The sequence below is a fragment of the Gordonia sp. PS3 genome (genome assembly GCF_041950545.1).
Classification (GTDB): domain Bacteria; phylum Actinomycetota; class Actinomycetes; order Mycobacteriales; family Mycobacteriaceae; genus Gordonia; species Gordonia sihwensis.
This window is the reverse complement of record NZ_CP169524.1, coordinates 807061-823644: the sequence shown is the minus strand read 5'-3', so window position 1 is coordinate 823644 and position 16584 is coordinate 807061. Positions and strand designations below refer to the sequence as shown.

Sequence of the window (16584 nt, the reverse complement as noted above, 5' to 3'; positions counted from 1 at the left end):
GGCGTTGGTGATGTACAGCTCGCCCGGCGTCCCGACCGGGACCGGCCGCAGCCGGTCGTCGAGAACCAGGGTGTGCACGCCGCTCATCGCCGAGCCGATCGTGATCGGCTCGCCCGCGGCGAGCGGATCGGTCATCGTGACGATCACGGTGGTCTCGGTGGGCCCGTACGCGTTGCGCAGCCTCCCGCCCCAGCGGGCGACCAGTTCCGGCGGACACACGTCGCCGCCCACCACCACGCGGGTCACCAGGTCGAGTTCGCTCGCGTCGACCGTCTGCACCGCGTTCGGCGCGCCGACGAAGGACGTGATCCGCTGATCGCGGATGAAGCCCGCCAGTTCGGCACCGCCGTAGAGGTCGGTCGGGGCGATGACCATCGTCGCACCCGCGCAGAAGGTCGCGAGGATCTCGCCGACGGCGGCGTCGAAGCTGATCGCCGCGAACTGCAGCATCCGCGCGCCCGGATAGGTCTCGTAGTACCCGACGACGTCGTCGGCCAGCGTCGACAGCCCGCGGTGCGGCACCGCGACGCCCTTGGGCAGACCGGTGGTGCCGGACGTGTAGATCACGTAGGCGAGGTCGTCGACGGTCAGCGGCGCACGCCGGTCCGCATCGGTGAGCGGTGCGCCCGAGCGGCCCGCCAGATCCTCCGCCAGCGCTGCGTCGTCGAGAAGGGTCCAGCCGTCGACCGGCCGCGCCTGCGACGGCAGGGTGTCGGCGGTGGCCGAATGCGTCAGACCGATCACCGAGCCGGAGTCGGAGACCATGTGCGTGATGCGGTCGGCGGGCAGCTTCGGATCGATCGGCAGGTAGGCCGCTCCGGCGGCCGCCACGGCCCAGATCGAGACCATCGCGTCGATCGATCGGGTCATGGCGAGGGCGACCACCGTGTCGGGGCCGGCACCGTGGTCGATCAGCCGTCGCGCCAGCCGGTTGGAGCGCTCGGCGAGCTCGGCGTAGGTCAGGCTCTGCCCGTCGAACTCGACAGCGACGCGGTCGGCGTGCCGCCCGGCGGTGGCGCCGAACAGATCGGCGAGGGTCCGCGGCTCCGCCGCGTCCCCGCCGCGCCGGTCCACGAGGTCGGCGCGCTCGGCGTCGCCGAGGAGAGGAAGATCGCCGACGGCGGTCTCGGGAGCCTCGACCGCTGCCCGCAGGATGCGGACCAGGCGGTCGCCGAACGACTCGACGGTCGGCTCGTCGAAGAGATCGGCGGCGTAGGTGAAGACGGCTTCGGCGCCGACCTCGGTGTTCTCGCGCACCGTGAGCTGGAGATCGATGTTGGCCGTGTCGGTCGAGACGTCGACGGCCTCGACGTCCAGCCCCGCCATCTCGAAGCTCGTCGGGGCCTCGGACTGCAGTGCGAGCGCCACCTGGAACAGCGGCGAATGCGCGGTGGAGCGCGTGACGTCGAGAACCTCGACCAGCTGCTCGAACGGGACCTCGGCGTGCTCGAAGGCCGCGAGGTCCGCGGCGCGGACCTGAGCCACGAGCGCATCGAAGCTCTCGTCCGGACGCACCCGGGTGCGCAGCACGAGCGTGTTGACGAACATGCCGATCAGGTCGTCGAGCGCACGCGTGCCACGACCGCCGACGGGGGTGCCGACAGCGATGTCCGCGGTACCCGTCAACCCGGCCAAGACGGTCGCATAGGCGGCGTGCAGGACCATGAACGGCGTGACGCCCCGGGCGCGGGCGTACGCGCCGATCGCGGAGTAGAGCTCGGCGCCGATCGGGGTGCGATGGATGGCGCCGCGCATCGACTGCACCTGCGGGCGTTCGTGATCGGTGGGCAGTTCGAGGCGGTCGGGCAGCCCGGCGAGGGTCTCGCGCCAGTAATCGATCTGGGCGGCGGCCACTGACGAGGAGTCCGCGGGATCGCCGAGCACGTCGCGCTGCCAGATCGCGTAATCGGCGTACTGCACTTCCAGCGGCGCCCAGGCCGGCTGCTCGCCGGCCGCCCGCGCGCCGTAGGCCACCATCACGTCCTGCACCAGCGGCGCCATCGACAGACCGTCGCCGGAGATGTGGTGAAGCACCAGGACGAGCACGTGCTCGCCGCGCGGGTCACCGTCGGTGACCCGGAGCAGCCGAACCCGCAGCGGCACCTCGGCGGTGACGTCGAATCCGGTCATGACGGCCTTCGCGACCGCCTGCTGCACGCCGTCCCGGGTGACCTCGATCGGGCGCAGGTCGGGCACCGCGTCGCCGACCGGCAGGATCTGCTGGTACGGACCGCTGTCGGAGTCGGGGAACCGGGTCCGCAGCGACTCGTGCCGGTCGAGGAGGTCGCGGACTGCGGCCTGCAGAGCGGGCTCATCGAGCGGACCGGTCATCCGGACCGGCAGGGGGAGGTTGTAGGCCGGCGAGGCCGGATCGAACCGGTTGAGGAACCACATCCGCTGCTGTGCCAGCGACAGCGGTGCGGTGTCGCCGCGGTCGGCCCGGGTCAGTGCGGGCCGCGAAGCGCCCCCGCTCTGCTCCACGCGGGCGGCCAGTTGGGCGACCGTCGGCGCGTCGAACAGGTCGCGTACCCCGAGGTCGACGCCGAGTGCGTCGCTGACCTGCGAGATCACTCGGGTCGCGATCAGAGAGTTGCCGCCGGCGTCGAAGAAGCTCTCCTCGACGCTGATCCGCGGCAGACCGAGGACGCCGGCGAAAACGCCCGCGATGATCTCCTCGACCGGGTCGCGCGGAAACACGTACTCGGCGGCGAGCAGGTCGAAGGACGGCTCGGGCAGCGCCTTCCGGTCCAGCTTGTCGCTGCTGTTCCGGGGGAACTCGTCCATCACCACCACGGCCGCCGGGACCATGTACGAGGGCAGCGATCCCGCCGCATGCGCCGCGACCGACTCGCCGGTCACGTCCGCGGGCGCCACCACGTAGCCGACCAGCTGGTCGCCGGTGTGCGGGTCGTGGCGCACCAGCACCACCGCCTGCGTGACGCCGGGCGCGGACAGCAGGGCCGCCTCGATCTCGCCGAGCTCGATGCGGTTTCCGCGCACCTTGACCTGGAAGTCGGTGCGGCCGATGTACTCGAGGACCCCCGCGTCGTCGGCGTCCGGGGTGGCGCGGTGCCGGACCAGGTCGCCGGTGCGGTACATCCGCTCGCCCGGGGCGCCGAACGGATCGGCGACGAACCGGTCCGCCGACAGGTCGGGACGACCGTGATAGCCGCGCGCCAGCTGGACGCCCGACAGGTACAGCTCTCCCGCGACGCCCGGAGGCACCGGCTGCAGGCGCGAGTCGAGCACGTACAGGCGGGTGTTCCACATCGGGACGCCGATCGGGACCACGCCCTGGTCGGCTTCGGTGTGACGCCAGTAGGTGACGGCCAGCGACGCCTCCGCGGGTCCGTACAGGTTGTCCAGCGGCGCGGCGGAGAGTTCGCGGAAGGCCTCGGCGGTCTCGATCGGCAGCGCCTCGCCGATCGCGATCACGGCGCGGACGGTGTCGGGGATCCGCGCGGACGAGCTCGACACGAACATCGCCAGCATCGACGGGACGTACTGGACCACGGTGACGTTCTGCTCGCGCATCAGCGTCGACAGGTACTCGGGGTCCCGGTGGCCGTCCGGACGGGCGATGACGAGGCGGGCACCGGTCTGCAGGGTCCAGAAGAACTCCCACACGGAGACGTCGAAGGTCATCGGGGTCTTGAGCATCACCGCGTCGTCGGCGGTCAGCTGGTATTCGCCCTGCATCCAGCACAGCTGATTGACCAGACCGGCATGCGGCACCGCGATGCCCTTGGGACGGCCGGTGGAGCCGGAGGTGTAGATCAGGTTCGCCGGATTCTGCGGGCGCAGCGGCGAACGGCGGTCCGCGTCGGTCACCGGGGTGCCCGCGACGCCGGACAGGTCGAGGACGTCGATCTCGAGCGTCGGCACGTCCGCGGGGACCGCTCCGGAGTCGGCGGTCGTGGTCACGACCGTCACCGGGCAGGCGCTCTCCAGAACGTATCCGTTGCGCTCCGCGGGGTGGTCCGGATCGAGCGGCACGTAGGCGCCGCCGGCCTTGAGGATGCCGTACATGCCGACGAGCAGATCGATCGAACGGCGGATCGACAGGCCGACCAACGACTCCGGACCGACACCCATCGAGATGAGATGCCGTGCCAGACGGTTGGCTCGCGCGTCGAACTCCGCGTACGTGATCTGCTCGCCCTCGTATACGAGGGCGGTGGCTTCGGGCGATCGCGCCACCTGCGCGTCGAAGAGGGACACGAGCGTGTCGCTGTCCGCATCGATGGATTCGATCCGGTGATCGGTGGCGTTCCAGGTCTCCAGGACCCGGGTCCGCTCCTGGTCGCCGATGATCGGGATGTCGCCGACCACCACCGCGGGATCGGCCGCCACCTGTGTCAGCACCGACGTGAATCGGTCGCCGAAACGCTCCGCCGTCGACCTGTCGAACAGATCCTCGGCGTAGGTGAGCACCACGTCGATCTCCCCCGGCGCGCCTTCGGCGTCGGTCCGGTCGGTCACGGTGAGTTGCAGGTCGAACCGCGACAGACCGGTCTCGAACTCGGCGGGGGAGACGGTGAGCCCGGGAAGCTCCAGCTCGGCGCGCGCGATGTTCTGGAACCACAGTGAGACCTGGAACAGCGGGTGGTACGCCGCGGACCGGGTCGGGTTGAGCGCGTCCACGAGACGCTCGAACGGGATCTCGGTGTTGGTGAAGGCACCCAGGTCTCGCTCGCGCACCTGCGCCAGCAGATCGGTGAAGGCCGCGTTCTCGTCGATCTCCGTGCGCAGCACCAGGGTGCCGACGAACATGCCGACCACATCGTCGAGCGCGGCTTCACCGCGGCCGGCGATCGGCGTGCCGATCGCGATGTTGTCACTGCCCGAGAGTCGTCCGAGCAGCGCCGACAGTGCCGCATGGACCACCATGAAGAGCGTCGTGTCGGTGGAGCGAGCCACCTCGAGCAGCGCCGCATGCAGTTCGGGGCTCAAGGTGAAGGCGACGTCTCCGCCTCGGAACGACTGCTGTGCCGGCCGCGGCCGATCGGTCGGCAGCTCCAGCACGTCGGGAAGATCGGCGAGTTCGGCGCGCCAGTAGGCCAGCTGCTGCGCGGCCAGCGATGCCGGATCGTTCTCGTCGCCGAGCAGTTCCCGCTGCCAGACGGCGAAGTCGCTGTACTGCACGGGCAGCGGCGACCACTCCGGCGGCTGTCCGGCGGTCCGTGCGACGTACGCGATCATCAGATCGCGGGCCAGCGGAGCCGACGACCACCCGTCGAAGGCGATGTGGTGCAGGACGAAGACCAAGACGTGTTCGTCGGGGCCCACGGCCAACAGGTGCACGCGGACCGGCGGTGCGGCGGTGACGTCGAAGGGTGCCGTCGCGAGCGCGACGACTTCCGCTTCGAGGTCGGCCTCCGCGACCGCCACCTCGACGAGGTCGGCGGTCGCCGCCACATCTCGCACCGGCAGCACCACCTGTCGGGGTCCGTCGGCGGAATCGGGGTACACGGTGCGCAGGGCCTCGTGACGCTCGCAGACGTCGAGCATCGCCGCGCGCATCGCGGACACGTCCAGCGCACCGGTCAACCGGATGGCGAAGGGCATGTTGTAGGCCGCGGAATCCCGATCGAATCGGTTCAGGAACCACATGCGCTGCTGAGCCAGCGACAACGGTGCCGGTTCGGTGCGCTCGCGCGCCACCAGCTTGGGCCGTACCGCACCCGTCCGCTGCTCGGCCACCACGGCGAGTTCGGCGACGGTCGGGGCCTCGAAGATCTCGCGGACTCCGAGGTCGGTGCCCAACGCGTCGTTGAGTCGCGCGATCACCCGGGTGGCGACGAGCGAATTGCCGCCCACGGCGAAGAAGTCGTCGGTCGCACCCACGCGCTCGACGCCGATCGTCTCCGCGAAGATCGTCGCGATGATCTCCTCGACCGGGTTGCGCGGAGGCACGTACACCCCGGCGCTGAGCACCAGCTCCGGTGCCGGGAGCGCACGGCGGTCGATCTTGCCGCTGGCACCGACGGGCAGTTCGTCGAGCACGATGAACAGCGACGGCACCATGTAGCCGGGCACCCGAGCGCACACATGAGACTTCAGATCTTCCTGAGTCACCCGCTCGGTACCGGGAGCGGCCGAGACGTATGCGACGAGCGCATCGCCGGTGTGCTCCCCGTGGTGCAGGGTCACCACCGCCTGATCGACTCCGGGATGGGCGGCCAGCGCCGCCTCGATCTCGCCCGGCTCGATGCGCAGGCCGCGCAGCTTCACCTGGTCGTCGGTGCGGCCGAGGAACTCGAGTTCGCCGTCCGCGGTCCACCGGACCAGGTCGCCGGTGCGGTACATCCGCTCGCCCGCCGCGTCGTACGGTGCGGCGACGAATCGCTCGGCCGTCAGGTCGGGACGGCCCGCGTAGCCCCGAGCCAGCTGCGCGCCCGCGAGGTACAGTTCGCCGGGCGTGCCGACCGGGACCGGACGCAGCCGGGTGTCGAGCACGTGCACGCGCACGCCCTCGACGGGCGAACCGATGGGCACCGAACCGGCTCCGGCACCGGCCGCGCGGCGCGTCACCTGCATCGCCGACTCGGTGGGGCCGTACAGGTTGTGCACCTCGGTGCGCAGGCGTTCCATGACGTCTTCTGCGACCGATGCCGGCAGCACCTCGCCGCCGGAGAACAGCAGCCGCAACGAGGTCACTGCGCGCTCGGCGAAGGTCTCGACCACCAGCGGCAGCATCGACGGCACGAACTGCACCACGGTCACCGAGTGCTCGGCCGCCAACTGCGCCTGCTGAGCCGGGTCCCGATGACCGTCGGGCCCCGCCAGCACCAGTCGTGCGCCCGCCTGAAGCGGCCAGAAGAACTCCCACACGGACGCGTCGAACGTCATCGGTGTCTTCTGCAGCACCACATCGGTTGCGGTGAGACGGTATTCGCGCTGCATCGAGTCGAGCTGATTGGCAGCCGCCGCATGTGGCACGGTGACGCCCTTCGGCAGCCCGGTGGAACCCGAGGTGAACAGCGTGTACGCCGCCGACTCGGGACGCAGCACACCGCCGCGCTCGGCGTCGGTGAGCGGCCCGTCCGGGTGTGCGCCCAGGTCGAGTCCGTCGATCTGCAGCAGCTCGCGATCGACGGGCAGCGCGGCCGAGTCGGCGGACGTGGTCAGAATCAGCCGCGGATCGGCGGTGTCGATCACATGCGCGTTGCGCTCGGCTGGGTGGGCCGGGTCGAGCGGGACGTAGGCGCCGCCCGCCGCCAGGATCGCGTACATGCCGACCACCAGGTGACGGGACCGGCGCATCGCCAGACCGACCTGGTCGCCCGGTCGCACGCCCGACGCGAGGAGTTCCCGCGCGAGGCGGTGCACCTGTGCCGCGAACTCCGCGTAGGTCAGGACCTCATCGCCCGTCACCAGGGCGACGGCGTCCGGAGTCCGGGCGGCCTGCTCCTCGAACCGCTCGACGAGCGTCGCGCGCGCAGGTGCCTGCGGTCCAGCGGTCCACGATTCGAGCAACTCGTGCTCGCGAGGCCGCAACAGGTCCACGTCGCCGACCGGCCGGTCCGGTGCCGCGATCAGCGCGTCGAGGGCGCGGACGAATCGCTCCGCGTACCCGGCGGCGGTGTCCTCGTCGAAGAGATCGGTCGCGTAGACGAACGTCACGTCGTAGCCGGCGGCGCGCTCGGTCACGGTGACCTCGAGGTCGAACTTGGAGACGGTGGTCTCGATGCCCTCGGCCTCCACGGTCAAGCCCGGAAGGTCCACTGTCGGGGTCTCGAAGTTCTCCAGGGCGAACTGCACCTGGTACAGCGGGGCGTGCGCGGTGGATCGGGCCGGGTTGAGGATCTCCACGAGCCGTTCGAACGGCACGTCGGCGTGCTCGAAGGCCTCCAGATCGGTGTGCTTGACCTTCGCTAGCAGGTCGCTGAACGAATCGGCGCCGTCGACTCGTGTCCGCAGGACGAGGGTGTTGACGAACATGCCGACGACGTCGTCGAGCAGCCGCTCACCGCGGCCCGCGACCGGGGTGCCGACGCTGATGTCGCTCTCCCCCGACACGCGTGCGAGCAGGACGGCCAGCGCGGCGTGCAGGGTCATGAACGGAGTGGCGCCGTGACGCCGTGCGGCGTCTTCGACTCGGGCGCGCAGGGCCCCGTCGATCCGGACGCGGGTGCGCCCGCCCGATCCCGAGGCCACCTCGGGCCGCGGTCGGTCGGCCGGAAGTTCCAGGAGTTCGGGGACACCGGCGAGTTCCTCGCGCCAGAATCCGATCTGGGCGGCCGCGACCGAGTGCGGATCGGACTCGTCGCCGAGCATCGCGCGCTGCCAGATCGCGAAGTCCGCGTACTGGACCTCCAGCGGGGCCCAGCCGGGTGAACTCGACCGGGTCCGGGCGGTGTACGCCATGACCAGATCGCGCGCCAGCGGCGCCATCGAGAAACCGTCGGCGATGATGTGGTGCATCACCAGAGCGAGGACGTGAACGTCGTCGCTGATCCGGAACAACGCCGTGCGGATCGGGACCTGAGCGGTCACGTCGAAGCCAGTCGCACCGAGTTCCAGTGCGCGCGAGGCGAGTTCGTCCTCCGAGACCGCGATCGGATCGAGCCGGAAGGCGACCTGCGAGGCGTCGAGCACCTGTTGGTAGGCGCCGGAGTCGGAATCCGGGAACACCGTCCGCAACGACTCGTGGCGCTCGATCACGTCGCGCACCGCGGCACGCAGCGCGTCGACGTCGAGTTCTCCGGTCAGACGGATGGCGAGCGGAACGTTGTAGTTCCCCGAGGCCGGGTCGTAGCGGTTGAGGAACCACATGCGCTGCTGCGCGAGCGACAGCGGAATGTGCGCGGGCCGCTCCATCGCCGTGAGCGCGAGCCTGCCCGCCCCGGCGGCCGACCGTTCGGCGCGTAGGGCGAGTGCGGCCACCGTCGGTGCCTCGAACAGATCGCGGACGCCGATGTCGGTGCCGAGTTCGGCGTTCACCCGGGCGATGACCCGCGTGGCGATCAGCGAGTTGCCGCCGAGGTCGAAGAACTCATCGGTGGCGCCGACGCGGTCGAGGCCGAGCACGTCGGCGAAGGCCGCCGCCACGATCTCCTCGGGCGGCGTCACCGGAGCCACGTACTCGGACACCGCGAACTCGAACTCCGGCTTCGGGAGCGCACGCCGGTCCAGTTTGCCCACCGGAGTCAGCGGCACCTCGTCGAGGACCACGATCGCCGACGGCACCATGTATCCGGTGAGGGAACGGGCCGCATGGTCGATCAGCTCGGCGGTGTCCACGTCGCGGCCGCCCACCGGCCGCACGTACGCCACCAGCTGTGTCTGTCCGCGTTCGTCGTCCACCCCGAGGGTCGCGACGAAGTCGACGTCCGGATGAGTGGCGAGGACCGCGTCGATCTCCCCGAGCTCGATGCGCAGGCCGCGCACCTTGACCTGGAAGTCCGAACGGCCGATGTACTCCAGTTCGAGGTCGGCGTTCGGCCGCACCAGATCGCCGGTGCGGTACATCCGGTCGCCGGGAGCACCGACCGGGTTCGCCACGAAACGAGCGGCGGTCAGTGCCGCCTGCGCGTGGTAACCGCGAGCCAGACCGGCGCCGGTCACGTACAGTTCGCCGACCGCTCCCACCGGCACCGGACGCAGATCCTCGTCGAGCACCAGCAGGCCGGTGCCGCGGATCGGTCCGCCGATGGTCACCGGGCGTCCCGCGACCAGCGCGTCGGTGCCGGCGGCCACGACGGTGGTCTCGGTGGGACCGTAGGCGTTGAACACCTGGCGGCCGGGAGCCCAGCGGGCGACGAGGTCGTCGGAGACGGCTTCGCCTCCGAGCACCAGGATCTCGGGACGCTCGCCCAACGGCTCGGGGTCCATGGTGGCCAGCGCCGACGGTGTGAGGAAGACGTGGCTCAGTGATTCGCGTGTGATCAGGTCGCTCAGTTCGGTGCCGCCGAAGACGGTCGGCGGTGAGACGACCAGGAGCGCGCCGGTACCGAAGGCCATCACGAACTCCAGGACGGAGGCGTCGAAGCTCGGTGAGGCGACGTGCAGCACCCGCGAATCGGGCGTGACGCGGTAGCGCTCGCGCTGTTCGAGCGCGAAGCTCTCCAGACCGTGCCTCGGCACGATGACGCCCTTGGGCAGACCCGTGGTGCCCGAGGTGTAGATCATGTACGCGGCCTGGTCCGGGCGGCATGCCCCGCCGCGCTCGGCGGGGGTGACCGGTTCGGCCGATCGGCCCACCAGTTCCACCCGCAGCACGGAGTCGTCGAGCACGAGCCAGTCGGTGCTCTCATCGGGAAGATCGGCGGCGTGTGCGGCGACGGTGATGCCGACACTCGCACCGGAGTCGGTCAGCATGTGCTCGATGCGGTCGGCCGGATAGCTCGGGTCCACCGGCACGAAGGCCGCTCCGGACTCGAGCACCGCCCACATCGCGACCACCGAGTCGAGCGAACGGGGCAGCGCGAGGGCGACGAAGCTCTCCGGGCCGACGCCGCGGTCGAGCAGTGCCCGTGCCAGTCGCGCCGCGCGGCCGGACAGTTCCCGGTAGGTCAGTTCTTCGCCGTCGAACCGCACCGCGGGGCGGTCGGCGTGTTCGTTGCGGACCGTGTCGAAGAGGTCGAACCCGGTGTCCGAGACGGACGCCGGCATCCGGGTCATCGGTGCCAGGGCCGCGCGTTCCCCCTCGTCGAGGACGTCGATGGACGCGACCGGTCGGTCGAGGTCCGCGGCGACGGTCGCCAGCACCCGGACCAGCCTCGTCAGCAGTCGGTCGGCGGCCTCGGCGCTGAACGCCGTCGGCAGGAACTTCAGTTTGAACCGCAGTCGCGGGTCCTGCAGCGCCACCAGTGTCAACGGGTAGTGGGTGGCATCGTTGACTTCGACGTCCACCACTCTCATGCCCGCGACCGCGTCGACGTCGGCGAGCACCGAGCGGTCGATCGGGTAGGACTCGAACACGGTCAACGTGTCGAAGAGGGGGCCGAGACCCGCCGCCCGCTGGATATCGGTGAGTCCGGTGTAGTGGTGGTCGAGCAGGTCGGCCTGCTCGACCTGCACCCGGCGCAGGAGATCGCGGATCGATTCGGTGCGGTCGAGCCGAACCCGGACCGGAACGGTGTTGATGAAGAGACCGACGGTGGATTCCACGCCCGGCAGCTGCGGCGGCCGGCCGGAGACCGTGGCGCCGAACACGACGTCCGAGCGACTGGTCAGGCGGGCCAGGAGCACACCCCACGCGGCCTGCACCACGGTGTTCACCGTGACACCGAGCGTCCGGGCGGCGGCGGCGAGCGCCGCCTCGACATCCTCGTCGAGGTCCAGAAGAAGTTCCTCGGGCGTCGGCATCGCGAGCTCGCTCGACTGCGGGGCGAGGACGGTCGGCTCGTCGAGGCCGGCGAGGGCCCGCGACCACGCGTCCAGCGAGGCCTGCGGGTCCTGGCCCGACAGCCAGTCGAGATAGGCGCGGTAACTCGGCGCGGCGGCCATGCCCGAGCCGTTGCCGTTGGCGCCGTACAGCGCCAGAAGGTCGGTCAGCACCAGAGGCAGCGACCAGCCGTCCAGCAGGAGGTGGTGATTGGTCAGCGCCAGACGGTACGCGCCGTCCGAGAAGCGGATCAGCCGCATCCGGATCAGCGGCGGCCGGTCGAGACGGAAGCGAGTCTCCCGATCCGACGTGACCAGATCGCGCGCCGTCCGCTGCGCCTCCTGCTCGTCGAGGTCTGACAGATCCGTCGACTCGAAGGGCAGCCGCGCGTCGTCGACGATGATCTGAGCGGGGACGCCGGTGTCGTCGTAGACGAAGGCGGCACGCAGGCTGGGATGCCGGTCGACGAGCGCCTGGCCCGCCGCGCGCATGCGTTCGGCGTCGACCTCGCCGCTCAGGTCGAGCACGATCTGCGCGGTGTAGACGTCCACGAAGTGCTCGGCGAGGCCGGCGTGGAACAGCAGACCCTCCTGCAGCGGTGAGAGCGACCAGATGTCGGTCAGCGACTCGAAGTCGCGCTCCCACGCATCGATCTGTTCCTGCGAGAGGTTCACCAGGGGAAGGTCCGCGGGCGTGAAGCCGCCCGTGGTCTGCGACTGCGACAGCGATGCCATCGCGTCGAGGGCGCGCGCCCACAGATCGGCGAGTTCGGCCACCTCGGTCTCGCTGAGCAGCTCCGAGGCGTAGCTGAAGGTCGCAGTGAGTGCGACGCCATCTCCGTCTTCGGCGGCGATCGCATCGATCGTCAGCGCGGCCGAGAGCGGCATGTCCTCGTGACGCTGGGCACCCGCGCCGAGCATCTCGCCGTCGGGCAGCCAGCCCACGGCGCGCAGTTCGGCGGGAATCTCACCTGACGACAGCCGGCCCAGATAGTTGAACGCGATCTCGGGGCGGTGCCATTGCATCATCTCGGCGCGCGAATCGGGATTCAGGTGCCGCAGCAGGCCGTAGCCGACGCCCTCACCCGGAATCCGCCGCAGCTGTTCCTTGATCGTCTTGAGCAGCGCCGCCGTACTCGGCCCGCCCTCGAACGCGGCGTCCAGATCCACGTCGCCGACGTCGAGCCGAGCCGGGTACACGCTGGTGAACCAGCCGACGGTCCGTGCCAGATCGGCACCGGGCACCGCCGACTCCTCACGGCCGTGGCCCTCGAGATCGACGAGCATGCTGCGTCGCCCGTCCGCGCCGCGCCATGCGGCGACCGCCAGCGCCAGCGCCGCGAGCAGACCGTCGTTGACGCCCGCACGGTACTGCCGCGGAATCACCGCGAGCACGGCTCTCGTGGTCTCCGGGCTGAGCCGGACCTCGAGCCGCCGTTCAGTGGCGGCCACATCGACCCGCGGATCGAGCGGGCGCCGGCCCACCGGCTGGTCGCCGTCCGCGACGATCCGCCGCCAGTGCTCGAGCTCGGCCTCACGGTCGGCGCGGCGGGCGGCCTCGGCGAGTCCGTGCGCCCATCGGCGCATCGAGGTTCCGACAGGCGGAAGGGACGGGGTCGCGCCGGCGGAGACGCTCACCCACGCGAGTGCGAAGTCGGGGACCAGCGTGCGCCACGACACACCGTCGACGGCGAGGTGGTGCACGACGGCGACCAGTCGGTCTCCGTCGGTCTCGCCCGATCCCGTGAGTCGGACGAACTGCGCCATGACACCGGTGTCCGGACTCAGGCGGCGCGCCGACTCGGCCGCGACTCGGCCGATCTGCTCCGCGAGCTCGGCCGATCCGGCGCGTCCCCGGGCGGGAACGTTCGAGATCAGCGATGTCGCGTCCACGCTGCCCGCCGGTCGCGTGACGATGACGGGTTCGGGGCCGTCCGCGCGCAGCACCGCGCGCAGCATGTCGTGATGATCCACGACGGCGGCGATGGTGGCGGCGACGCCCTCATCGCTCGCGCCCGCCGGGAGGACGAGGGTCAGCGCCTGTGCGAACGCCTCGTAGCGTCCGAGTTCGAGCATCTGGTGCATCACCGGGGTCAGCGGCATCGGCCCGACGCCCTCGCCCGGAAGTTCGGTCAGCTCCGCCTCTGCCGAGTCGGCGGTCCGCGCCACCTGGGCCAGACCGGCCACCGTCTGCTGTTCGAAGACCTCGCGCGCGGTGAAGACGATGCCGAGGTTCTTGGCCCGCGACACCAACTGCAGGGAGATGATGCTGTCGCCGCCGAGCTCGAAGAAGCTCGCGTCGGCGCTGACACGGTCGAGACCGAGGACGTCGGCGAAGACCTCGGCGATCCGCTTCTCCAGCTCGGTCGACGGCTCGCGGTACTCCGCCGTGCTCGCGCTGAAGTCGGGATCGGGCAGGGCGGCGCGATCGAGCTTGCCGTTCACCGTGAGCGGCACCTCGTCGAGCACGACCACCGCGGCGGGCACCATGTATTCGGGCAGCACCTGTCCGGCGGCGATCCGCAGACCCGACGGGTCCAGATCCACGCCGTCCTCGGCCAGCACGTAGGTGACCAGCTGTGGCTGACCGGCTGAACCGGTACGGACCTGCGTAGTGGCGAAGTCGACGCCCGGGCAGTTCTCCATCACGGCGTCGATCTCGCCGAGTTCGATGCGGAAGCCGCGAATCTTGACCTGGAAGTCCGAGCGCCCGATGTAGTCGAGCTCGCCGTCGTCGGTCCACCGGACCACGTCGCCGGTGGCGTACATGCGGCTGCCGGGTGGGCCGTACGGATCGGCGACGAAGCGCGAGGAGGTCAGCGACGGGCGGGCGTGGTAGCCGCGCGCAGTACCGGGATTGGCGATGTACAGATCGCCCGCGACACCGACCGGCGCCGGCCGCAGGCGGTGGTCGAGCACCAGCGCTCGAACCCCGCTCATCGGCGCGCCGATCGTGATCGGCGTCCCGGCGGCCAGTGGCTCGGTGATCGTGACGATCACCGTGGTCTCGGTGGGACCGTAGGCGTTGCGCAACCGGCCGTCCCACCGCGCCGCGAGTTCGGCGGGCAGCACGTCGCCGCCGGTCACCACCCGGCGCATCGAGTCCAGGCCGGTCGGGTCGAGCGTCTGCGCGGCGGGCGGGGTCGAGACCAGCGTGGTCACGCGTGCGGCCGCGAGCAGTCCCGCGAGTTCGTCGCCGCCGGTCACGGTCGGCGGTACGACGATGAGAGCTCCGCCATGAGCCCACGCGGCGAGCATCTCACCGAATGCCGCATCGAAGCTCGGGGAGGCGAACTGGGCAACCCGGGCGTCGGATGAGACCGAGTACACCACTCGCAGGTCCTCGGCGAGCGTCGACAACCCGCGGTTGGGCACCACGACGCCCTTCGGCAGTCCGGTGGAACCGGACGTGTAGATGACGTAAGCGGGGTTGTCGGGCCGGACCGGGGCGAGCCGTTCGGCGTCGGTGATCGGCGCGGCCGACTCCGCGTCGGCGAGGGTGGTCGCCTCCAGCGAGTCGAGCGCGAGCCAATCGACGCCGTCCGGGAGGGCGGCGCGGTTCGCGATGGTCGTCAGACCGTGCTCCGCGCCGGAGTCGGTCACCATGTGGGCGATGCGGTCGGACGGATAGCCCGGATCGATCGGCAGGTAGGCGCCTCCGGCCTTCGCGATCGACCAGATCGCCAGCACCGATTCGAGCGAGCGCGGGACCGCCAGCGCCACCAGGCTCTCCGGTCCCACCCCTCGCCGGATCAGGACACGTGCCAGGCGGTTCGAGCGTTCGTCGAGTTCCCGGTAGGTCCAGACGGTGCCTCCGAACTCGACGGCCACCCGGTCGGGGTACACCGCGGCCGAAGCGGCCAGGATGTCGCCGAAACCGCGTGGCTCCGCGGCAGTGCCGCCCTCGCGCGAGAGCAGCCATTCGCGCTCGCCGGCGCCGAGGACCTCGAGGTCGCCGATCGCGGTGTCGGCTCCGGCAGCCACGAAACGCTTGAGGAAGTCCACGAAGCGGGCGTGGTGGCGCTCGTTCTCGGCCTCGGTGTAGCGGGCCGGGTTCGCGATGAAGTCGATGTGGGTGCTGCCGGTACCCGTCTCGTACAGGTTGAGCATCAGGTCGTCGACCGGACCGGACGAGAGGACGTGCAGTCGTGATTCGATGGCGCCCAGGCGCAGGTCGCCCAGACCCATCATGATGTTGACGACCGGGCCGAAATAGGCGCGGTCCGCGCCGAGCGAACCGGCGTCGCGACGGATGTCCTCCGTGCGGTAGCGCTGGTGGCGGAGCGCGCCCACCAGCTGGACCTGCACCGATTCGACGAGGGCGTCGACAGTGGCGTCCGCGGGCACGGCGATCCGGAGCGGCACCACATTCGAGACCATGCCGCCCGCCCGGCGCATCAGCGCGGTGGTGCGCGCCGAGACGGGAAGCGACAGCAGGACGTCGTCGGTTCCGGTCAGCCGGCCGAAGTACGCCGCGAACGCGGCGATGGTGACCGGTGCGAAGGAGGCTCCGTCGGTCGTCATCGCCTCGGCCAGATCGCGCGGCAGTGCAGTGCTCGCGACGGTGCTCAGCGCCTGCGGCGCGGCGTGACGCGAAGCGAACGACTCGGGTTCGGGCATGTCGTCGACGACCTGCGCCCAGTACTCGCGGTCGGATTCGAATCGGCGCGACGACCGGTAGGCGTCCTCCACCTCGTACAGCTCGCGCAGGTGGTCCGCCGGATCGGACGGCAGCGGCGCGCCGTCGAGCGCCTGCGTGTACAGCTCCGCCACGCGGGTCATCAACGTGATGGCACCCACGCCGTCGAGCGCCACGTGGTGCACTCGCGCATACCAGTAGTGGTGGTCGGGGCCGATCGTGATGACCGCACAGCAGAAGAGCGGACCGGTCTCGAGATCGATCGGCGCCGTGTACTCGGCGCGCATCCACTCGTGCGCCGCGGCCTCCGGATCGGGGCGTTCAGAGAGATCGACGCGGACCAGCGACTGCTCGATGTCGCGGTCGACGAGCTGGTACGGGCGGCCGTCGACGTCGATGATCCGCAGGTAGCCGGATCCGATCTCCTTGCCGGTGGCGATCAGGCATTCTTCGAGCAGGTCGAGATCGAGCTGACCGCGCAGCTCCACGTACTGCGCCATGTTGATCGGCACTTCGGGATGCAGCTGCTGCGACAGCCACAGCCCGAACTGCGCTGCGGAGAGTGGGAACGCTCCGGCGGGCACACCCCGCTGCCCGGGCGCCGACTCCCCCAT

At 70.7% G+C, this 16584-nt stretch carries 1 protein-coding gene (only partly in view); it reads right to left on the bottom strand.

Annotated elements, in window-relative coordinates:
* Nucleotides 1–16584, bottom strand: the start of a protein-coding gene (locus ACE11G_RS03755) for a non-ribosomal peptide synthase/polyketide synthase (RefSeq protein WP_375003731.1). It extends 26700 nt beyond the left edge of the window; the window shows 16584 of its 43284 coding nt (coding positions 1–16584); its start codon is at nt 16582–16584; its stop codon lies beyond the left edge, outside the window.